A 248-nucleotide genomic window follows, 5' to 3' on the forward strand; every position below is an offset into this window, starting at 1 on the left:
TCACTCCTTCTGCCTCGCAGGCAAAGAAAGTGAGAATATTACTTTCTCAGTCTAACTTAGCAGTTGCGCCAACGGTCTTATCTTCCAACCATCTTTTCCAAATGCTACAGCTTAAAAGCTATCGTGACCACGTCGCCGAACGTGCCGCGCTCGGCATTCCGCCGCTGCCGCTGTCTGCCGCTCAGACCGCCGAGCTGATCGAGCTGATCAAGAACCCGCCCGCAGGCGAAGAGGCCTTCCTGGTCGAG

General features: G+C 55.6%; 1 protein-coding gene. It reads left to right on the top strand.

Annotation, left to right across the window (positions count from 1 at the left end; all coding sequences use genetic code 11):
* Positions 1 to 101: 101 nt before the first annotated feature.
* Positions 102 to 248 (top strand): hypothetical protein (locus tag D3A59_RS03915; RefSeq protein WP_157991394.1); only part of this gene is annotated, 147 nt, incomplete at its 3' end.

The sequence above is a fragment of the Caldimonas tepidiphila genome (genome assembly GCF_003569765.1).
Classification (GTDB): Bacteria; Pseudomonadota; Gammaproteobacteria; order Burkholderiales; family Burkholderiaceae_C; genus Caldimonas; species Caldimonas tepidiphila.